The 20,733-nt window shown below is 38.0% G+C and carries 19 protein-coding genes; all 19 read left to right on the top strand.

The window, feature by feature from the left end:
• Positions 1–39: 39 nt before the first annotated feature.
• The 19 genes from icd (at position 40) to thrS (ending at position 20,589) form a co-directional block, all read left to right on the top strand.
• The gene (gene icd / locus MHI22_RS10050; RefSeq protein WP_036118927.1) at positions 40–1,302 is read left to right on the top strand and encodes an NADP-dependent isocitrate dehydrogenase; all 1,263 of its coding nucleotides are present in this window, start codon (positions 40–42) and stop codon (positions 1,300–1,302) included.
• A gap of 178 nt (positions 1,303–1,480) precedes the next feature.
• Positions 1,481–2,419, top strand: coding sequence for a malate dehydrogenase (gene mdh, locus MHI22_RS10045; protein WP_036118928.1), 939 nt, complete (start codon positions 1,481–1,483; stop codon positions 2,417–2,419).
• A gap of 186 nt (positions 2,420–2,605) precedes the next feature.
• The gene (locus MHI22_RS10040; RefSeq protein ID WP_036118931.1) at positions 2,606–3,046 is read left to right on the top strand and encodes a MaoC/PaaZ C-terminal domain-containing protein; all 441 of its coding nucleotides are present in this window, start codon (positions 2,606–2,608) and stop codon (positions 3,044–3,046) included.
• A 52-nt stretch (positions 3,047–3,098) separates the two neighbouring features.
• Positions 3,099–3,815, top strand: coding sequence for a response regulator transcription factor (locus MHI22_RS10035; RefSeq protein WP_036118933.1), 717 nt, complete (start codon positions 3,099–3,101; stop codon positions 3,813–3,815).
• Positions 3,812–5,347, top strand: a complete 1,536-nt coding sequence (gene pnpS, locus MHI22_RS10030) for a two-component system histidine kinase PnpS (protein WP_036118935.1) — start codon at positions 3,812–3,814, stop codon at positions 5,345–5,347. The genes MHI22_RS10035 and pnpS overlap by 4 nt, the downstream gene beginning before the upstream one ends.
• Before the next feature lie 366 nt (positions 5,348–5,713).
• Positions 5,714–6,082 carry a CidA/LrgA family holin-like protein gene (locus MHI22_RS10025; RefSeq protein WP_036118937.1) on the top strand — a complete coding sequence of 123 codons (369 nt, stop codon included), beginning with the start codon at positions 5,714–5,716 and terminating at the stop codon, positions 6,080–6,082.
• Positions 6,079–6,792 (top strand): LrgB family protein, encoded by a 714-nt coding sequence (locus MHI22_RS10020; RefSeq protein WP_340809328.1) that lies wholly within the window; start codon positions 6,079–6,081, stop codon positions 6,790–6,792. Before MHI22_RS10025 ends, MHI22_RS10020 begins: the two co-directional genes overlap by 4 nt.
• A gap of 139 nt (positions 6,793–6,931) precedes the next feature.
• A complete protein-coding gene (gene hflK, locus MHI22_RS10015; protein ID WP_036118942.1) occupies positions 6,932–7,894 on the top strand; it encodes an FtsH protease activity modulator HflK in 963 nt (320 codons plus the stop codon).
• On the top strand, positions 7,894–8,904 hold the full coding sequence (gene hflC, locus MHI22_RS10010) for a protease modulator HflC (protein WP_330493077.1): 1,011 nt from the start codon (positions 7,894–7,896) through the stop codon (positions 8,902–8,904). The genes hflK and hflC overlap by 1 nt, the downstream gene beginning before the upstream one ends.
• A gap of 183 nt (positions 8,905–9,087) precedes the next feature.
• Entirely contained in the window at positions 9,088–9,504 is a 417-nt protein-coding gene (locus tag MHI22_RS10005) for a hypothetical protein (protein ID WP_036118946.1), read from the top strand.
• A gap of 83 nt (positions 9,505–9,587) precedes the next feature.
• A complete protein-coding gene (locus MHI22_RS10000; RefSeq protein WP_340811864.1) occupies positions 9,588–9,815 on the top strand; it encodes a hypothetical protein in 228 nt (75 codons plus the stop codon).
• Positions 9,812–12,439 (top strand): DNA polymerase I, encoded by a 2,628-nt coding sequence (gene polA, locus MHI22_RS09995; RefSeq protein WP_036118950.1) that lies wholly within the window; start codon positions 9,812–9,814, stop codon positions 12,437–12,439. The genes MHI22_RS10000 and polA overlap by 4 nt, the downstream gene beginning before the upstream one ends.
• A 12-nt stretch (positions 12,440–12,451) precedes the next feature.
• Positions 12,452–13,324 carry a bifunctional DNA-formamidopyrimidine glycosylase/DNA-(apurinic or apyrimidinic site) lyase gene (gene mutM / locus MHI22_RS09990; RefSeq protein ID WP_058843381.1) on the top strand — a complete coding sequence of 291 codons (873 nt, stop codon included), beginning with the start codon at positions 12,452–12,454 and terminating at the stop codon, positions 13,322–13,324.
• A 13-nt stretch (positions 13,325–13,337) separates the two neighbouring features.
• Positions 13,338–13,931, top strand: coding sequence for a dephospho-CoA kinase (coaE, locus tag MHI22_RS09985; RefSeq protein ID WP_141904696.1), 594 nt, complete (start codon positions 13,338–13,340; stop codon positions 13,929–13,931).
• 204 nt (positions 13,932–14,135) lie between these two features.
• Positions 14,136–15,158 carry a glyceraldehyde-3-phosphate dehydrogenase gene (locus tag MHI22_RS09980; protein ID WP_036118955.1) on the top strand — a complete coding sequence of 341 codons (1,023 nt, stop codon included), beginning with the start codon at positions 14,136–14,138 and terminating at the stop codon, positions 15,156–15,158.
• 188 nt (positions 15,159–15,346) lie between these two features.
• A complete protein-coding gene (gene nrdR / locus MHI22_RS09975) occupies positions 15,347–15,817 on the top strand; it encodes a transcriptional regulator NrdR (RefSeq protein ID WP_036118958.1) in 471 nt (156 codons plus the stop codon).
• 16 nt (positions 15,818–15,833) lie between these two features.
• On the top strand, positions 15,834–17,198 hold the full coding sequence (locus MHI22_RS09970; RefSeq protein ID WP_036118960.1) for a replication initiation and membrane attachment family protein: 1,365 nt from the start codon (positions 15,834–15,836) through the stop codon (positions 17,196–17,198).
• Between the two features lie 27 nt (positions 17,199–17,225).
• Entirely contained in the window at positions 17,226–18,155 is a 930-nt protein-coding gene (dnaI, locus tag MHI22_RS09965; protein WP_255358782.1) for a primosomal protein DnaI, read from the top strand.
• A 502-nt stretch (positions 18,156–18,657) separates the two neighbouring features.
• Positions 18,658–20,589 (top strand): threonine--tRNA ligase, encoded by a 1,932-nt coding sequence (gene thrS, locus MHI22_RS09960; RefSeq protein WP_036118963.1) that lies wholly within the window; start codon positions 18,658–18,660, stop codon positions 20,587–20,589.
• Positions 20,590–20,733: the final 144 nt, after the last annotated feature.

The following is a 20,733-nucleotide window of genomic DNA, read 5'->3' as shown; positions in this document are numbered from 1 at the left end:
TAACACAGTCCTATGATTATGAATTTAGGAGGCAACAGAATGTCAAACAAAATTGTAGTTGAAAATGGCGTACTTAATGTACCAAATAATCCAGTAATTCCTTTCATCGAAGGTGATGGAATTGGTCCAGATATCTGGGCAGCAGCATCACGCGTAATCGACGCAGCTGTAGAAAAAGCTTATAACGGTGAAAAGAAAATTGAATGGTTAGAAGTTTTAGCTGGTGAAAAAGCATTTAACCAAACTGGTGAATGGTTACCACAAGAAACTTTAGACAAAATTAACGAATACTTAATTGCAATCAAAGGTCCTCTTACTACGCCAATCGGTGGTGGTATCCGCTCTCTAAACGTAGCATTACGTCAACAACTTGACTTATATGTATGCTTACGTCCAGTACGTCACTTTGATGGAGTGCCTTCTCCAGTTAAACGCCCAGAAGACGTTGACATGGTTATCTTCCGCGAAAACACAGAAGACATCTATGCTGGTATTGAATTCGAATCTGGCTCTGAACAAGCTCAAAAAATCATCAACTTCCTACAAACTGAATTTGGTGTAAACCAAATCCGTTTCCCAGAAACTTCTGGTATTGGTGTAAAACCTGTATCTAAAGAAGGTACTGAGCGTTTAGTACGTTCTGCTATCGAATATGCAATTAAACATAAACGCCCATCTGTTACTTTAGTTCATAAAGGTAACATCATGAAATTCACTGAAGGTGGATTCAAAAAATGGGGTTATGAATTAGCTGAAAAAGAATTTGCTGATCAAACATTCACTTGGAATCAATATGATGCAATCAAAGCTGAACAAGGTGAAGAAGCAGCAAACAAAGCGCAAGCTGACGCTTTAGCAGCTGGTAAAATCTTAGTGAAAGATTCTATCGCTGATATCTTCTTACAACAAATTTTAACTCGTCCAACTGAGTTCGATGTAGTAGCTACAATGAACTTAAACGGTGACTATATTTCTGATGCTCTAGCTGCACAAGTTGGTGGTATCGGTATCGCTCCAGGAGCAAACATCAACTATGTAACTGGACATGCAATCTTCGAAGCTACTCACGGTACAGCTCCAAAATATGCTGGCCAAGATAAAGTAAACCCATCATCAGTTTTACTTTCAGGTGTATTAATGCTTGAACACTTAGGATGGCAAGAAGCTGCTGACATGATCACTAAATCTGTTGAGAAAACAATTTCTTCTAAAGTTGTAACTTATGACTTCGCACGTTTAATGGACGGCGCTACAGAAGTGAAATGTTCAGAATTCGCGAACGAGTTAATCAAAAACCTATAATTTCTATTCTAAAATAGGAATTATCACTAAAGCGGATAGTTTATTCTGCCGATATAATTAGGGTGAAAGTAAATTTAAATTGAATATTTACGATAAACTTGTTTAAACGAGGGAGTGAGATGTATGTCTCCTCCCTCTTTTAAAATATATAACCTAATTTTAAAGGAGCGTATTCAAAATGTCTCTGAAACGTAAAAAAATCTCAGTAATCGGTGGCGGCTTTACAGGCGCTACGGCAGCATTTTTAGCAGCTCAGAAAGAACTTGGTGATGTCGTATTAGTGGATATTCCACAAGCAGAAAATCCAACAAAGGGAAAGGCACTAGATATGTGGGAAGCAGCACCAATACAAGGGTTTGATTCTTATGTACAAGGCACTTCCAATTATGCAGATACGGCTGATTCGGATGTAGTCATCATTACTGCTGGTGTTGCGCGTAAACCAGGTATGAGTCGTGATGATCTCGTTCAAATCAATCAAGGTGTCATGAAAACTGTTTCAAAAGAAATTGCTACGCATTCACCAAATGCTACAATCCTTGTACTGACAAATCCAGTTGATGCCATGACTTATACAGTATACAAAGAAACTGGCTTCCCGAAAAATCGTGTTATCGGTCAATCGGGTGTTCTTGATACAGCTCGTTTCTGTGCATTTGTAGCACAAGAGCTCAATATTTCAGTGAAAGACATTACTGGCTTTGTATTGGGTGGTCATGGTGACACAATGGTGCCATTAACACGCTATTCATTTGCAGGTGGCATTCCGTTAGAAACATTAATTTCTGCCGAACGTTTGGAAGAGATTGTTGATCGTACACGCAATGGTGGAGCAGAAATTGTCAACTTACTTGGCAATGGTTCTGCCTATTATGCGCCAGCTGCGGCACTGATTGAAATGGCTGAAGCCATTATTAAAGATCAGAAACGTATTTTGCCATCTATCGCTTATTTAGAAGGTGAATATGGCTACCATGATTTATACTTAGGCGTTCCTACTTTACTTGGAGCCAATGGTATTGAAAAAATCTTTGAGCTTGAGTTAACGGACAAAGAAAAGGCAGCTTTAGACCAATCGGCAGATGCAGTCCGTAATGTGATGAAAATTTTAGTGTAAATGAATAATGCATCAGCGTTATTAAACAGATTTTTTCGAGCTTACTCGAAAACGAGCAGGATAATTCCTGCTCGTTTTTTTATGTTCAAGTGTTAGGAAGCTTAAGGTCCTTCTGCTTTTCATTGTACTTTTAGCATAAAATTGATACTATGAATGTAGTATGATAGAAAAGGGGTTGGCGTATCTTTGCTTCAAAAAAATAGTAAACTTGGTCTCACAATTGATGAAATTACAGTTGGCGAGAAGATCCATATAACAGAAAAAATCGAGGATAGGGATTTATTGCTGTATTTAGGGCTGACAAACGATAGTAATCCGCTTTATATTCAACATGATTATGCGGCGATGACACCTTTTCAAAAACCAATTGTGCCGACAATTATGTTAAATGGAATTATTACATCAGCTGTGTCCAAGTATATTCCGGGGCCAGGTGCGCGAATTATTGAGCAACATTTAAAATATTTAGGTCCTCTCTATCATTATGAATTATTTGATACGCTTTTAGAGGTAACGGCAGTCAATAAATACGACAATACGATTACGGTATCTGTACACTCATATAATGAGCAAAAGGAGCTTGTGATTGAAGGGATGCTGTTGGTGACACCACCGCTTATATTATAGACGTCTTGAGATTTGAAATGGGGGTTTCAAATCACTTACGGAGGCATTATACATGACAAAAACAATTTTAGTTATTGAAGATGAATTTTCGATTGCAACATTATTGAAATATAATTTAGAACAGGCTGGCTATGTCGTTGAAACGGCTGCTGATGGTCAGGAAGGACTTGAAAAAGCAATCGACCTACAGCCCAATTTAATTCTTTTGGATTTGATGCTTCCAAAACTAGATGGTATGGAGGTATGTAAACAAATCCGACAGCAACGTATGAATACGCCTATCATTATGTTAACTGCAAAAGATGACGAATTTGATAAAGTTCTTGGTCTTGAGCTAGGCGCAGATGATTATATGACAAAGCCTTTTAGTCCACGTGAAGTATTGGCACGTGTCAAGGCTGTGTTAAGACGTTTCACACAAAATGTTGTGGTAGATGATAAGGATGAGCCTAAAGAAAAAATGTATGAGTTTGGACAATTGAGAGTGTTTCCAGAGCGTTTTGAAGTTTTTTTACAAGACGAAGCATTGGAATTTACACCAAAAGAGTTTGAGCTACTTATTTACTTACTTGAAAATAAAAATCGAGTTTTAACACGTGATCAGCTATTAAGTGCTGTATGGAAATATGATTTTGCTGGCGATACTCGAATTGTGGATGTACACATTAGCCACCTTCGCGATAAAATCGAGGAAAATAGCCGTAAGCCAATGTTCATTAAAACAATCAGAGGCCTAGGTTATAAATTTGAGGAGCCGAAAACGACATGAAATCAATGAGCAACCGCTTATTCTTGACATTCATGCTTTTACTTGGAACGATACTAGCTGTCCTAATGATTGTTATAGGTCAGCTTTTTCCTGTTTATATCAAGCAATACAATGAACAAGCAACCACGCAATTACAGGCGTCGATGGATCAAGTAATCGATGAACGCAAGATGGAATTATCAAAGGAAGATCAGGAAGCATTGTATGCAGTACAGAGCATGAAACAAGAGGAATCCTTGTTGTCCTATGTGCATGCCCGACTCTACTTAGTACTAGCTGTTCTTTTCACCATCACATTAATTTTAATCGCCATTGTAAGCCGTTATATGATTCGCAATTTTACGGCACCTATTGATAACGTGACAGAAACGGCTCTTGAGCTTGCCAAGGGAAACTACCGTGCACGTGCCCATGAAAATGAACATGAACGCATGATACCACTCAGTCATTCCATAAATATTTTAGCACGTAATTTACAGGATATTACGACGATACGTGAAGTAGAGGAAGAACGACTGAAGACCCTAATTGAAAATATGGGAAGCTCTCTCATGATGATTGGCCGTGAAGGAAATATTTCCATCGTGAATCGGGTATTTCTAGAGCGCTTTGATATGCAGCTTGATGATGTACAAGGAAAGGTATTTCGTACAATAGGTTTACCAAAATCATTAGAGCAATTTATCGATCATGTCTTTCTAACAGAGATGCCTTATCGACAACAAATCAAAATGGAAATACAGCAGGAGCTCTATAATAAAGAAGTCTACGGGGCACCTGTCATCGGGGATCATGGACGATGGCTAGGCGTTGTTATCGTTATGCACGATATAACGGAACTTGTTCGATTGGAGCAAATTCGAAAAGACTTTGTTGCTAATGTATCACATGAATTACGTACACCTATTACTTCTATTAAAGGCTTTTCGGAAACATTATTGGATGGGGCCTATAAGGATGAAAAAATGCTGATCTCCTTTTTAGAGATCATTTATAAAGAAAGTAATCGACTTCAAATGCTCATTCAAGATTTATTAGAGCTGTCAAAAATTGAGCAGCATGGCTTTACTGTTAATATTATGCCGATGGGCTTACAAGATGTTTTAATCCGTGGAGCAGAGCTGACTGCACCGCGGTTAGATGAGAAAAATATGAGCTTCCAAGTAGATTTCGAACGAGATGTCCAAGTAATGGGAGATGCCAACCGTATTATTCAAATCGTGACGAATTTAATTACCAATGCTATTACATATTCTCCTGAAAACACGACTGTTTCCATTCGTTTAAAGGAAAATGAAACACATGGCATTATCGAAATAGAAGACCAAGGAATCGGTATTGAAAAGCATGAAATTGCCCGTGTTTTTGAGCGTTTTTATCGTGTGGACCGAGCAAGAAGTCGTAATTCTGGCGGAACAGGATTAGGGTTAGCGATTGTGAAGCATCTTGTAGAGGCCCATCATGGTCGTATTCAAGTAGAAAGCGAAGTCGGAATGGGGACTAAAATGATTGTCATGATTCCGAAAGATTAACAATTCCTTTACATGAACAACATGTTATATTCATATTTGGGTACTATACTAATTACTAGAAACCCCCTATATGATTGTTAAGACGATAACCATAAAAAATCTACTATCTAGTTGGAGATTTTTTAATAAGGATTTTATTTTCACCACAGAAAGAATGTAGTGTCTTTTTTAGGCACTACATTCTTTTTCTGTTTTACAGGGAGGAAAAATAGGTGTAAAGTATAGTAGCATAAAGTTTAACAACAATTTTTTTGGCAATTGTTTGTTAAACCATCGCTTTGACAGTCAGTGAATCAACCTTCTTTTCATTTTGAATTGTGTTTTTCTGACTGTTGAGGCAGAGAAAAAAATGAGAGAAGGATGACCATGAAAATCGTCAAAAGTATCGTGCAGATCGGCTATCTTTACATCTTATTATTTATCGGAAATACTATTGCACGCCTACTTCACTTGCCGATTCCAGGGAGCATAATAGGGCTCGTCCTATTATTTTTACTTTTACAGTTTCATATAATCAAGCTTGAATGGATTGAATTAGGAGCAGCTGTATTACTAAGTGAACTCTTACTATTCTTTATCCCATCTGCCATCGGTGTAATTGATTATCATGCCTTATTCGGTGTGCAAGGAATGAAGGTTGTGCTGGTCATTGCTGTAAGTGCAATTGTCGTGATGTTTGTAACGGGCTATACAGCACAATGGCTAGAGCAACGAAAGAAGAGTGATACAGTATGAGTCTATTTATTGCTATCATCAGCTTATTAGGAACTATTGCTATTTTCTATATTTGTAAAATGTTCTATAAGAAATATAAAAAAGAATGGTTATCACCCATGCTGATGACGCCTTTAGTGATTATAGGTATTTTATTGCTGACAGGCATACCTTATAAAACCTATAATACTGGAGCGAATGTTTTAACAAATTTACTAGGGCCAGCAACCGTTGCGTTTGCGATTCCGATTTATAAAAATGTGAATCTATTAAAAAAACACGCATTCGAAATTTTCGTCAGTATTGCGGTTGGCTCTGCAGTTGCTATCGTATCATCCTTTATCATGGCTCTAGTGGTAGGGCTAAATGATGAGTTGGTGCATAGCTTAGTGCCACGTTCAGTAACAACACCGATAGCGATGGACATTTCAAATATGATTGGAGGTTCCCCTACTCTTACAGCCGTATTTGTTATGACGACTGGTATTTTAGGGAGCTTGTTGGCACCCATCGTTATTAAAATATGCCGTTTCCACAGACCTTCATCTAGAGGCCTAATGCTTGGGATGGGTGCTCATGGAACTGGTACTTCTAAAGCATTTGAACTTGGCGAGCTAGAAGGAACATTTGCTAGCCTGGCAATGATCGTTGCCGCCTTAATCAGCATTGTATTATCTACAACCATTTTCCCAGTATTTGAACATCTGGTTATCAATATCCTGTTGCCATAAAAGGTAACAGGATTTTTTTATCTTGCTTCAGAAATGTTTTTACAAAGCGTCACGTAAAAATAATTATATGAAAATATTTTGAAACTTTTTCTTAAGGTCTCCCGTAAACAATAGTACTAAGCAAAAGGGAGGAATAGACATGAGTGTGAAAAGGACACTAATGATAGTTGGACTTGGAATATTTGGTATTATTGCACTTATTACAGTTTTTACATCATGGTACACGGTGGATGAATCAGAACAAGCTGTTGTCATTACATTTGGTCGTGCCGATGATATGGTTACAAATCCAGGTCTTCACTTTAAATTACCTTGGCCAGTGCAGTCGGTCGAAATTTTATCAAAAGAAACATTTAGTTTACAATTTGGCTATAAGCAAAATAAAGAGGGAGATCTAGAGGCCTACGATGCTGAAACAAAGATGATTACAGGGGATGAAAATATTGTTTTAACAGACCTTGTTGTTCAATGGAAAATTACTGAGCCTAATAAGTTTCTATTTAATTCACAAGATCCTGAAAGAATATTACATAGCGCGACATCGAGTGCCATTCGTTCTATTATCGGAAGTTCTTCTATCGATGCAGCGTTAACAGAAGGTAAAGCTGATATCGAAGCAAAAACGCGTCAATTATTAGTATCTCTTATAGAAAAGTACGATATTGGAATTAGTGTTTTAGGTGTAAAATTACAAGATGTAGAATTGCCAAATAAAGATGTGCGTGCAGCATTCACAGCTGTTACAGATGCACGTGAAATGAAAAATACGAAAATAAATGAAGCTGAAAAATATGAAAACCAACGCATTAATGAAGCCCAGGGTGAACGAGATGCGATTATGTCAAAGGCAAAAGGTGCTAAAACAGCTCGTATTGAGCAAGCACAAGGGGATGTAGCTGTCTTTAATAAAATGTATGAGCAGTATAAAGGCAATCAACAAATTACACGTGAGCGTTTAATTTTAGAGACGCTAGAAAATGTCTTACCAAAAGCACAAATTTACATTATGAATGATGATGGTAGTACGATGAAGTACTTGCCGCTACAGTCACTACAACCTCAGCAGACACAAACAGAGAAAAAAGAAGGGAGCGGTAACTAATGGACCAAAAAAATAAGGATCTTGACAAATTCCTCAATTTTTTATCGGGCAAAAGTAAAAAAGCTGCTCCATCAGAAGGCGACTCAGGGGACAATGTAGTGAAAATGTCAAAAAAAGGTCCTAATAATCCAAAGAAGTATATCTCTCTAGCTGTAACATTAACAGCTGTATTTGCTCTAGTGATTATTTTATTAACGAATATTTATATAGTGAAGGAATCGGAATATGCAGTTGTTCGACAGTTCGGAGAGGTTGTTAAGTTCGAGCGCGAACCCGGTTTAAATATGAAAATTCCATTTATTCAAAGTGTCACTAAGTTACCAAAAAACCAAATGACATATGAAATTTCAGAAGAAGAGATTAATACAAAGGATAAGAAGCGAATAATTATCGATAATTATGCTGTATGGCGTATTACAGATCCAAAATTATTAATTTCTAATGCTGGGACGATTGAAAAAGTGGAATCACGAATGGAAGAATTTATTTATTCTGTTATTCGATCTGAGCTTGGACGAATTGATTATAATCAAATAATTAATGATGAGGATTCTTCGAGAGGCAGCATTAATGATACGGTGACTGAACGTGTTAATGAACTGCTTTCAAACGATAAATACGGCATTGAAGTAGTAGATGTACGTATTCGTCGCATTGATTTGCCAACTGAAAATGAGCAATCTGTTTTTACGAATATGATTTCAGATCGTGAATCCATTGCCCAAAAATATCTTTCTGAGGGAGATGCTCAGAAACGTCGTATTGAAGCCAAAACAGATCAAGAAGTACAAGAAATGCTAGCTACAGCCAATAAAAAAGCTGCCATTATTCAAGCTGAAGGTGAAGCAGAAGCTGCAAAAATTTATAATAAATCATTCTCTCAAGATCCTGAATTTTATTCTTTATACCGCACGCTAGAATCATATAAGAAAACGGTTGGAGAAGATACGGTCATCATTTTACCTTCTACTTCACCATATGCCAATATTTTGTCTGGTTATATAAAATAAACAGTCAATTAAAGTCGTCTCTTATGAAAGAGGCGTCTTTTTTATTGCTACAGAATTATAATTATCTATTTATTTGGATTGTTATTTTATGAAAATAATAGAAATTTATAATTTTATATTCCCCAATCTACTATAATTTGATAGAATGAAAATGTTTAAAATGAATAGTTGGGGGTAAGAGCTTTGAAATTAAAAATTAGCACATGGCTCCAAAATTTAGGGATCGCTTGTAGTATAGCATCGTTATTGACACTCTTCTTTCGCCTATCTGAATTTTCCTGGGTGACGAAAAGTGTTTATCATATACCAGTCTTTTTTGTTTGTATCTTTTTAATGAGTATTATTATTGCAGCGGATGTAAGAAATTTGTTTAAAAAATTGTTTTGGTATGAAAAACGTAAGATTCAGCGTCCTATTTGGCAAGTAGGGATCGGCTTTATTTTCTTTTTGGCACAAATCAGTATGGTAATGGTATTTAGTCAAGAGTTGACACAGCCACAATTAGGTGGTATGCCATTATTTCTAGTGATTGCCTTTATGAATGCATTTATATTAACCGTCATATATGAAGAAATTTTTTATCGTACATCCAATCAATAACAGCTATCGAATATTGAAATTTCAGATGGACCCAGATTATAACCTTTTAACGGTTTGATGATGTATTAATAAAGCCAATCGCATTGAGCGGTTGGCTTTTTGCTATGGATCGAGATGCAGAAGTGATGGATAGCATGTTAGAAGTGATGGATAAAACCACAAATGTGATGGATAGCGTGCCGAAAGTGACGGTTAGCACCTCGAAGGTAGCGGATAATCTTGCGGATGACCGTCTGCTTTTTTTACTTGAAATGCATTGTTATGATAAAGTAGAGGGAAGTAGAAGACAACGCAGGAGGATAAAATCATGACCAAAGAAAAATTACTATTATTGGACGGTAATAGTTTAGCGTATCGCGCGTTTTTTGCGTTGCCATTGTTAACGAATGATAGTGGCATTCATACTAATGCTGTATACGGCTTTACAACAATGCTACAAAGAATATTAGAGGAAGAACAGCCAACGAAAATATTGGTGGCCTTTGATGCAGGAAAAACTACGTTTCGCCATGAAACTTTCACGGAATATAAAGGTGGACGACAAAAGACACCACCAGAACTATCAGAGCAGTTCCCTTATTTACGAAAGCTTATAGATGCCTATGGTATTAAGCAATATGAGCAAGAATTATATGAAGCGGATGATATTATTGGGACGCTTGCTAAAGAGGCTTCGTCACAAGATATGGATGTCATCATCGTAACGGGAGACCGCGATTTAACGCAGCTGGCGACAGAGCAAGTAACCGTTTATATTACGAAAAAAGGCATAACAGAAATTGAGAAAAATACACCTGCCTTTATTGCAGAAAAATACGGTTTATCACCGCTACAAATTATCGATATGAAAGGTTTAATGGGGGATGCCTCCGATAATATTCCTGGTGTGCCAGGTGTTGGTGAAAAGACCGCTGTTAAATTATTGAAAGAGCATGGCTCCGTTGAGGCACTTTATGAGGCGATGGATACATTGAAAGCTTCTAAAATGAAGGAAAAGCTGGTGGCTAATGAAGAGCAGGCTATCATGAGTAAGAAGCTGGCAACGATCTATACAGAAGCCCCTATTACGATTTCACTTGCTGACCTCGCCTATAACGGACCAAATGAAGAAGAATTAATCAATGTCTGGCGTGAGCTTGGCTTTAAATCACTCCTTGATAAAAGTGATTTTACAATGCAGGAAGAAGAGCAAGCACCTTTCGATTATGTACTAGCCGAAGAAGTGCAACCAGAGGATTTACTAGATGTAATGGCTGTCCATGTTGAACTGGAAAATGAGCATTATCACACTTGTCAGCTACTAGGAATTGCGTTGTCAGATGGAACAAAGACGCAATATATTCCATTTGATATTGCAGCAAAATCGGATGCGCTCCGTCGCTGGCTAGAAGATGCTACAAAAATAAAATATATGTCCGATTCAAAGGCAGCTCAAGCGGCATTAAAGCGAGTAGGTATTCAATTGGCAGGCGTTGACTTTGATCTGCTACTAGCCTCTTATATTAATAATCCTGGATTAAGTGGGGATGATGTAGCAACACTTGCGAAGGAATTAGGTTACTATGATGTTCAAGCAGATGAGACGGTTTATGGAAAGGGAGCTAAGCGTGCAATTCCTGACATGGATCAACTTGCACAGCATGTTAGCCGTAAAGCCTTTGCTGTGTGGTCATTACAGCCAAAGTTAGCAACCTTATTAAAAGAGAATGAACAATTTGAACTTTATAAAAACCTAGAGCTACCATTGGCAGGGATTTTGGGCGAGATGGAAAGTGAAGGGATTACTGTTAACCGTGCTACGTTAGAGAAAATGGGTCAAGAGCTTAATGATAAGCTGATAGTGATTGAGCAAGAAATTTATGCGGAAGCTGGAGAAACCTTTAATATTAATTCCCCTAAACAATTAGGTGTTATTTTATTCGATAAGCTAGGGTTACCTGTCATTAAAAAGACCAAAACGGGCTATTCAACAGCGGCTGATGTACTGGAAAAATTACAGTCAGAGCATGCTATCATCAAACATATTCTGTTGTATCGCCAGCTTGGAAAATTACAATCCACATATATTGAAGGCTTATTAAAGGAAATCCATGAATCAGATAGCAAGGTCCATACACGCTTCCAACAAGCATTAACGGCGACAGGGCGTTTAAGCTCCACTGATCCAAATTTGCAGAATATCCCGATTCGTTTAGAAGAGGGTCGCAAAATCCGTCAAGCATTTGTCCCATCAAAAGAGGGGTGGATTCTGTTTTCTGCTGACTACTCACAAATTGAATTGCGAGTGCTTGCACATATGTCGGAAGATAAAAACCTTGTAGAGGCCTTCCGTGAAGGGATGGATGTTCATACACGTACTGCTATGGATGTATTCCATGTAGCCGAAGAAGAGGTTGATAGCAATATGCGTCGTGCAGCGAAGGCTGTTAACTTTGGTATTGTCTATGGTATTAGTGATTATGGCCTTTCACAAAACTTAGATATTACACGTAAGGAAGCAGCCACGTTTATTGAAAAGTATTTCGCAAGTTTCCCAGGTGTGAAACAGTATATGGATGATATTGTGCAAAATGCGAAATTTAATGGTTATGTCACAACGATTTTAAATAGACGTCGCTATTTACCAGACATTACAAGCTCCAACTTTAATTTAAGAAGCTTTGCAGAGCGTACTGCGATGAATACGCCGATTCAGGGAAGTGCTGCGGATATTATAAAAAAAGCGATGATCGATATGGATGCTCGATTGAAAAAAGAAAAAATGCAGGCAAAGCTACTTCTTCAAGTGCATGATGAATTGATCTTTGAAGCACCTCAGGAAGAAATTGCATTGCTAGAAAAAATTGTACCAGAGGTAATGGAAAATGCTATTGAGCTTTCAGTACCGCTCAAAGTAGATTTTAACCATGGCTCGACATGGTACGAGGCAAAATAAGGAGGGATTCAAATGCCTGAATTACCAGAGGTGGAAGGTGTCGTCCAGGCATTGAAACCAAAGATTGAAGGACGCACCATTCAACAGGTTCAACTATCTGAAAGAGTACATTTCTCTTTTAGTGAAGGGAAACAATGTATTGTAAAACAAGCAGAGCCTGATGCTTTTGAAATAACGATGTCCCAGATGACCATTACCAAAATTGAACGCCGAGCGAAATACATTTTCTTTCATTTGCTGAGGGATGATGTTCCATATGTCCTTGTCAGTCATTTAGGCATGACAGGTGCCTGGTTTGTTGTCAATTCACCAGAAGAAATCCATGAGGCAAAATTCCAAAAGCATATTCATGCCACATTTAAAATGGCTGATGGAGGATACTTGATTTATTCGGATATTCGCCGCTTTGGCGAACTTCGCTTTCTAACAAAAATTGAAGATCATGCGCCATTAACAAAAATGGCCCCAGAGCCATTTGATGAGCATGCATGTGACTTTTTTATAGCAAAATCTAAATTACCGAAATATGAAAATAAGGCGGTAAAAGAAGTGATTATGGATGGGCAAGTTATATCGGGCTGTGGCAATATTTATGCTACAGAGGCATTGTTTGCTCAGAAAATTCACCCAGCACGCAAAATGAACCGCATCAGTGAAAAGCGGAAGCGGGCATTATTCAAGGAAATTGTTACTGTCCTACGTCAAAGCATTGAAGCAGGCGGTTCAACAATATCTGACTATCGAAACATTAATGGGGAAGCTGGGAGTATGCAAAATCGACTGCAAATGTATGGGAAAAAGCTATGTCCAGTATGTGAAACGGCAACAAGTCAAATGACGATTGGTGGGCGTACCTCAGTTTATTGCCCAAATTGTCAACATTAAAGGGGATTTAACGATGATTATCGGACTTACAGGGAGTATTGCAAGCGGAAAAAGTACAGTAGCAAAAATGATGATCGAACTGGGGTTACCGATTGTCGATGCAGATGTTGTAGCACGAGATGTTGTAGAACCAGGAACAGAGACTTTAGCATTCATTGCTGAAAGCTTTGGACAAGCCATTTTGCTTGAGGATGGCCATTTAAATCGAACAATGCTTGGGGATATCATTTTCCATGAGCCTGCTAAGCGCAAAATATTAAATGATATTATGCATCCAGCTATTCGCAAAGAAATGCTACGTCAGCGCGATGCCTATTTAGAGGCAGGACATGAGCATGTGGTAATGGACATTCCATTGTTATTTGAAAGTAAGCTGCAGCATTTTGTAGAGCGTATCATTGTGGTATCAGTCAGTGAAGAAGTTCAGCTCCGTCGCTTAATGGAACGCAATCATTTATCGAAAGAGGATGCATTGGCGCGTATGCACTCGCAGCTACCGATGTCTGTCAAAGAAAAAGGTGCACATGCGGTCATTTATAATAATGAGAATATAGAAAACACAGAGGAACAATTAATAAAAATCCTGCGCTATTGGGGTGTTATTTAATTGGTCAATCAGGTGCGTAGCAAGCCAATCTTGCTGCGCATTTTTTTATGGGAAAATGCCATAATAAAGAATAATTTTTCAGAAAATAAGAACTTTTATATTCTCAATATATAATGTTCATCTTTTTTAAAATTGTGTTATACTAATCACCATAAAGTATATAATTAATTAATTTGAGTTTGTACTCACGGGAGGATATTATAAATGACAGTATCAATTGCTATTAATGGTTTCGGGCGTATCGGACGTATGGTTTTCCGCCAGGCTATCGTACAACAAGGTTTAAACATCGTTGCAATTAATGCAAGCTATCCAGCAGAAACGTTAGCACATTTGATTAAGTATGACACAAATCACGGAACATTTGAGGGTACGGTAGAACCAGCAGGCGATGCTTTAGTTGTAAATGGTAAACGTGTTCAAATTATTAGTGAACGTGATCCATTAAAATTACCTTGGGCTGAAATGGGTGTAGATATTGTTATTGAAGCTACTGGTAAATTTAATGAGCGTGATAAAGCAGCTATGCACTTAGAGGCTGGGGCAAAAAAAGTAATCCTAACAGCACCTGGTAAAAACGAAGATGTCACAATTGTTTTAGGTGTAAATGATGACAAACTCGATATTGCGAAACATGATGTTATTTCAAATGCTTCTTGTACAACAAACTGCTTAGCGCCAGTTGCAAAAGTATTGAATGACACATTTGGCATTGAAAATGGCTTAATGACAACGGTTCATGCATATACAAACGACCAAAAGAACTTAGACAATCCACATAAAGATTTACGTCGTGCACGCGGCTGCGCACAATCTATTATTCCAACATCTACAGGTGCTGCAAAAGCATTGAAATTAGTTTTACCTGAATTAGAAGGTAAAATTCATGGTATGGCACTTCGCGTTCCTACACCAAACGTATCTTTAGTAGACCTTGTAGTAGATTTAAATACGGATGTCACAGTTGACTCTGTCAATGCAGCATTCGTAAAAGCTGCAACAGAGGGGCCAATGAAGGGCATTCTCAACTTCTCAGTAGAACCATTAGTATCTGCTGATTACAATACAACTACTTACTCTTCAACAGTTGATGGACTTTCTACAATGGTTTTAGGCAATCGCAAAGTGAAAGTACTTGCTTGGTATGACAACGAGTGGGGCTACTCTGCACGTGTTGTAGACCTTGTGAAAAAAGTGGCGAATGCTTTAGAGACAGTAAACGCGTAATAATTTTTTATAGAGAGCACATTGAAATCGACATGGTTTCAATGTGCTCTTTTTTTGGAGAAACTTTCCTTGTGCTTTAGGTTCTTTAGGTTTATCATGAGCACACAAACATGAATGCACTTTTCTTACATGTAGGAAATTTGTTATAATAGAAATATTAAAATGTTGTAAATCAGGAGAGTAATTATATGAGATGTCCATCTTGCCAATTTAACGGAACGCGTGTTGTGGATTCGAGGCCAGTAGATGATAACAAAGAAATTCGTAGACGTCGTGAATGTGAGTCATGTGGCTTCCGTTTTACAACGTTTGAAAAGATTGAAGAAACACCATTAGTTGTAGTGAAAAAGGAAGGTTCACGAGAGGAGTTTAGCCGTGAGAAGGTACTTCGTGGGCTTATTCGTGCTTGTGAAAAACGTCCAGTGGCGCTTGATGTACTGGAGGAGCTTGTCCTGTCAATTGAAAAGGATCTTCGCCGTATTGGAAATTCAGAAGTACGTTCAGAAGATGTTGGTGAAATGGTAATGGACCGCCTAGCCAAAATCGATGAGGTCGCTTATGTGCGTTTTGCATCGGTTTACCGTCAGTTTAAAGATATCAATGTCTTTATTGAGGAAATAAAGGACATTATTCAACGTCAGACGGAGAAGAAATTATAGCAAACAGAGAGGATGAATGACGTTGATTCATTTATATAAGGAATTGCAGCCTGGCGATCCTTTCGACATTCGTCTACCTCATGCATTTTCTACACAGGAGCGTCAATTAGTTACATTATTTTATCAACCATTAACGGGTTCAGAGCCAATCAGCCTTTATTTAACATTATGGGCGGAAGCAGAGCAAATGCCAAAACAACAAATGACACATTATTATTTAATGAATGTGCTTGGATTGCCCATTGGTAAAGTGTTTGAAGCTCGTATTGCACTAGAGGCAATTGGTTTGCTGCGTACATGGAAAAAGGAAAATGCTGGTGAGCGTAGTTTTTTATATGAGCTACAGCGCCCACTAGATGCAGATAGCTTTATGAAAGACCCGTTGCTGTCGATGTTTTTGTTTAGCAAAATTGGCGAACAGGCCTATCGAAATTTACGTCAGCGCTTTATGTCACCAATAAAGGATACGGAGCTTAAGGATGTGTCCCGTGCCTTTATTGATGTCTTTAAGCCTGTTCACGCTAATATTCCAGCAGATATACAAGTAGATACGAGTCATAAGGATAAACAACCGAAAGTATATCCTTTTTATTTGGAGCAATTTGATTTTGAGCTATTACAAGCAGGTTTGTCAGAGCAATTGGTACCTTCCAATTTGCTGACATTAGAAGTACGTGAAGCGATAGCAAAACTGGCGTTTTTATATCATTTAACGGCCCTTGATATGCAAAAAGTTGTGATTCTTGCTTTGGATGATGATTTAGGAATTTCCCAGGAACGTTTACGTAAGGCCGCTGCCGATTTTTATAAATTAACCGTGTCAAAGGAGCCGCCAAAATTAGCACGGGTAACTGAACCATTACCAGCAGCAGAAGCAGGGCAAAAAACGAAGGATCAAGAGCTCCAACACTATTTAGAAACGACAGCACCTGTACAAGTGTTACGTGATATTAATAATGGAAAAGAGCCTTTGCAAACTTCTGTCCAGCTAGCGGAAAATTTAATCGTTCAGCATGGTATGCCTATTGGAGTGGTCAATGCTTTGTTAGAATACGTTATGCTAACGACAGATATGAAGCTGCCAAAAAAATATGTGGAAACGATTGCGGATCACTGGGTACGTAAAAATGTTCAAACAGCCAAGGAAGCTATGGAGCTTGCACGTCAAGAGCATGATAAATATACGGCTTGGAAAAATAAGCCACAGACTACAAGTAAAACGAATCAGCAAAACAAAAGACGTTCAGGACAGCAACGTGAAGAAAAAGTGCCTGAATGGTTCTATAAACGGAATGAAAAACAAGAGGAATCTACTTCTAGCACAATAGATTTTGAAAAAGAGCGACAGAAAATATTAGAGATGCTAGGAAAAAGTGAATAGTAAAGAAGGTGAACAACTATCGAACCTATAAATGGACCATTAAAACGAGCAATTAATGTACCCTCGTTTCAAGAACGCTATGAAGCAATGCGACGTGAAATTTTAGAACATCCACGTGTGCAGGAATTCTTAGCTCAGCATGCAGATGAATTAAACTATGACAATATAGAGCGAAATTTACCTAAGCTTCATGAGTTTATTAGTCAATCTACTGAGTGCTGTGGCTGTGACAATACGGAACATTGTACAAACTATTTAAAAGGCTTCCTTCCTACATTAAGGGTAGTACGGAATTCTATTGAAATGGACTATGTACGCTGTGAGCAAAAAATCAGAGAAGAAGAACGTCGAGATGTTGCGAATATGATTGCCAGTATGCACATGCCAAAAGACGTGCTTCAAGCAACTATTCAAGATTTAAGTATTGATGATGAATCACGTGTGACAATTGCACAAAAGGCAGCTCAATTTGTAAAAATGACAAAAGAAACAGGTCAATTACCTTCAAAAGGTTTTTACTTATACGGTAAATTTGGTGTAGGGAAATCTTTTGTACTTGGAGCACTAGCTAATGAATTAGCGTCCACTAAAATTCGCTCTGTTGTGGTTTTTGTTCCAGAGTTTTTACGAGAAATGAAAAACGCCATTGGCGACAATACCTTGAACGAGAAAATTGATTATATAAAAAAAGCTCCTGTTTTAATGCTAGACGATTTAGGCGCAGAAACGATGACGGCTTGGACACGAGATGAAATATTAGGAACTATTTTCCATTATCGTATGGCAGAGCAATTGCCAACGTTTATTACATCTAATTTTAATTACGATGAATTAGAGCATCATTTAGCACAGTCACAAAAAGGTGATATCGAGGTTGTAAAGGCAGGACGTATTATGGAACGAATAAAAGCCTTGACTGAGCCCATTGAAATGCGAGGTAATAATCGTAGAATGTAACATGACATTGATAGTTGCATTTTTCGACAATCGAGCGTATACTGACTCATATACTTAATATCAATATGCATTGATGAGGACATGAATTTTGTGTATCGGCTTATAGAGAGGGAAGTCATTGGCTGAAAACTTCCTAGTGTGAGCACATCATTTACTACCTACTGAGCAGCGAAAGGGATAATCTTTCGCCGGTCCCTAGCCCGTTAGCTAGCCTTGAGCTTCGTCTGACTTTGGATAAGTCGGAAGGAAGAAGGGTGGAACCACGAGCATACGCTTCGTCCCTTTCGTAGGGACGGGGCTTTTTTATTTGTCTCAGATTTCATTGAAATCGTTGTGTGAAATGGTGGCTCCGCTCATAAAAGGAAAGAAGTAGCTCATGAAAGTAATGTCTCCACTCTAACCGAGTAGGACCCCGCTCAATTCAAGCCGAAGTCACACAAACAATGACTCAAGCTAATCATCAAGCATTATGTATTCAACAAAATGAAGGAGTGCAAAGAATATGTCAGAAATGATTAAATTAACTTTCCCAGATGGCGCTGTAAAGGAATTTGCAAAAGGTACATCAACTGATGATGTAGCATTATCTATTAGCCCTGGCTTACGTAAAAAAGCTTATGCCGGTAAAATCAATGGTGTGTTAGTAGATTTAAAAGCACCAATTGAAGAGGATGCAACAATTGCGATTATTACACAAGATGATGTGGAAGCACTTGAAATTTTACGTCACTCTACTGCCCATTTAACAGCACAAGCTATTAAACGTCTATTCCCAGATGTGAAGCTTGGTATTGGCCCAGTCATTGAAGGTGGTTTCTACTATGATATTGACTCACCAACACCAATTACTGCTGAAGATTTGCCAACAATTGAAAAAGAAATGAAAAAAATTATTGCTGAAAACCTAGAGGTAGAACGTAAAAATGTAAGCCGTGCCGAAGCACAAGCAATCTATGAGGAGATTGGCGATGAATACAAATTAGAATTACTTGAGGCCATTCCAGCAGATGAGCAAGTATCTATTTATTATCAAGGCGAGTTTTTCGATCTTTGCCGTGGTATTCACGTACCATCAACTGGGAAACTACGTGAATTCAAGCTGTTATCATTAGCAGGTGCATATTGGAGAGGGAACTCTGATAACAAAATGCTACAACGTATTTATGGTACAGCGTTCTTCAAAAAAGAAGAATTAAAACATCACCTACAAATGCTAGAAGAAGCAAAAGAACGTGATCACCGTAAAATCGGAAAAGAGTTAGAACTGTTTACAACTTCTCAAAAAGTAGGTCAAGGTTTACCACTTTGGTTACCAAATGGTGCAACAATCCGTCGTGTTATTGAACGTTATATTGTCGATAAAGAATTATCACTAGGTTATAAACATGTTTATACACCTGTACTAGGTTCGAAAGAGCTTTATCAAACTTCGGGTCACTGGGATCATTACCAAGATTCTATTTTCCCACCAATGGAGATGGATAACGAGACATTAATTATGCGTCCGATGAACTGTCCTCACCATATGATGGTATACAAAAACAGCATGCATTCTTATCGTAACCTACCATTACGTATTGCAGAGCTTGGTACAATGCACCGTTATGAAATGTCAGGAGCGGTTTCAGGTTTACAACGTGTACGAGGAATGACTTTAAACGATGCACATATTTTTGTTCGTCCAGATCAAATTAAAGCGGAGTTCCAAAAAGTAGTACAGTTAATTTTAGAGGTTTATAAAGATTTCGATTTAAATGATTACTCATTCCGTTTATCTTATCGCGACCCAGCAGATACTGAAAAATACTTCGATGATGATGCAATGTGGGAAAGAGCACAAAGCATGTTAAAAGAAGCAATGGATGAGCTTGGCTTAGATTACTTCGAAGCAGAAGGTGAAGCGGCATTTTATGGTCCTAAACTTGACGTTCAAGTAAAAACAGCGATTGGTAAAGAAGAAACTTTATCTACAGTTCAATTAGACTTCTTATTACCAGAGCGATTTGACTTAACGTATGTTGGGGAAGATGGAAAACCACACCGTCCAGTTGTTATTCACCGTGGAGTTGTATCAACAATGGAACGTTTCGTTGCCTTCTTAATTGAAGAATACAAAGGGGCATTCCCAACTTGGTTAGCACCAGTACAAGTAGAAGTTATTCCAGTATCGAATGAAGCACACTTCGACTATGCAAAACAAATTGAAGAGCAATTAACAGCAGCTGGCTTGCGTGTGGAAATGGATGATCGTGAAGAGAAATTAGGCTATAAAATCCGTGAAGCACAAATGAAAAAGATTCCGTATATGCTAGTAATTGGTGACAAGGAAGTAGAGGCGAATGGCGTAAATGTTCGACGCTATGGCTCAAAAGATTCAGAAACAATTAGCTTTGAGGATTTCCTAGCAACTATAAAAGCCGAAATTACAAAATAAGCTTTCATAATAAAGTACGCTTGCCAAAGTGAGGGTTTCTGTGTAAAATGAATCTTGTTTTTGTATAGAACATTTGCATTTAGGCTAAGCTAGTAGTGATAAGAAAATAAACATTTGACAGCTTATCATATACATGCTAATATA

It is taken from the genome of Lysinibacillus sp. FSL L8-0312, assembly GCF_038003285.1.
Classification (GTDB): Bacteria; Bacillota; Bacilli; order Bacillales_A; family Planococcaceae; genus Lysinibacillus; species Lysinibacillus fusiformis_D.
This window is presented reverse-complemented; position numbering and strand designations above follow the sequence as displayed.

What these genes read in the sequence shown, in the direction of transcription:
- icd (WP_036118927.1), top strand. Translation starts at nt 40, where the DNA reads ATGTCAAACAAAATTGTAGTTGAAAATGGCGTACTTAATGTACCAAAT.
- nrdR (WP_036118958.1), top strand. Translation starts at nt 15,347, where the DNA reads ATGAGATGTCCATCTTGCCAATTTAACGGAACGCGTGTTGTGGATTCG.
- MHI22_RS10035 (WP_036118933.1), top strand. Translation starts at nt 3,099, where the DNA reads ATGACAAAAACAATTTTAGTTATTGAAGATGAATTTTCGATTGCAACA.
- mdh (WP_036118928.1), top strand. Translation starts at nt 1,481, where the DNA reads ATGTCTCTGAAACGTAAAAAAATCTCAGTAATCGGTGGCGGCTTTACA.
- hflK (WP_036118942.1), top strand. Translation starts at nt 6,932, where the DNA reads ATGAGTGTGAAAAGGACACTAATGATAGTTGGACTTGGAATATTTGGT.
- MHI22_RS09980 (WP_036118955.1), top strand. Translation starts at nt 14,136, where the DNA reads ATGACAGTATCAATTGCTATTAATGGTTTCGGGCGTATCGGACGTATG.
- MHI22_RS10020 (WP_340809328.1), top strand. Translation starts at nt 6,079, where the DNA reads ATGAGTCTATTTATTGCTATCATCAGCTTATTAGGAACTATTGCTATT.
- hflC (WP_330493077.1), top strand. Translation starts at nt 7,894, where the DNA reads ATGGACCAAAAAAATAAGGATCTTGACAAATTCCTCAATTTTTTATCG.
- thrS (WP_036118963.1), top strand. Translation starts at nt 18,658, where the DNA reads ATGTCAGAAATGATTAAATTAACTTTCCCAGATGGCGCTGTAAAGGAA.
- polA (WP_036118950.1), top strand. Translation starts at nt 9,812, where the DNA reads ATGACCAAAGAAAAATTACTATTATTGGACGGTAATAGTTTAGCGTAT.
- MHI22_RS09970 (WP_036118960.1), top strand. Translation starts at nt 15,834, where the DNA reads ATGACGTTGATTCATTTATATAAGGAATTGCAGCCTGGCGATCCTTTC.
- pnpS (WP_036118935.1), top strand. Translation starts at nt 3,812, where the DNA reads ATGAAATCAATGAGCAACCGCTTATTCTTGACATTCATGCTTTTACTT.
- mutM (WP_058843381.1), top strand. Translation starts at nt 12,452, where the DNA reads ATGCCTGAATTACCAGAGGTGGAAGGTGTCGTCCAGGCATTGAAACCA.
- MHI22_RS10025 (WP_036118937.1), top strand. Translation starts at nt 5,714, where the DNA reads ATGAAAATCGTCAAAAGTATCGTGCAGATCGGCTATCTTTACATCTTA.
- coaE (WP_141904696.1), top strand. Translation starts at nt 13,338, where the DNA reads ATGATTATCGGACTTACAGGGAGTATTGCAAGCGGAAAAAGTACAGTA.